Genomic DNA, 255 nt, shown 5'->3' with positions numbered 1-255 from the left:
AAGGGGAGCCGCAGAGAATCGGCACTAGCGACTGTTTATCAAAAACACAGGACTCTGCCAACTCGCAAGAGGACGTATAGAGTCTGACGCCTGCTCGGTGTCGGTAGGTTGAGGAAGGCGGTCAGCGAAAGCGAAGCTGCCGACCGAAGCCCCGATAAACGGCGGCCGTAACTATGACGGTCCTAAGGTAGCGAAGTTCCTTGTCGGGTAAGTTCCGACCTGCATGAATGGCGTAACGACTGGTGCACTGTCTCC

1 rRNA gene is annotated in these 255 nt (G+C 56.1%); it reads left to right on the top strand.

The features are described 5' to 3' along the window. Positions 1-254, top strand: a 23S ribosomal RNA gene (locus ACYOEI_RS41570); the annotation flags it as partial. Position 255 lies beyond the last annotated feature (1 nt).

It is taken from the genome of Singulisphaera rosea, assembly GCF_054877945.1.
This window is presented reverse-complemented; position numbering and strand designations above follow the sequence as displayed.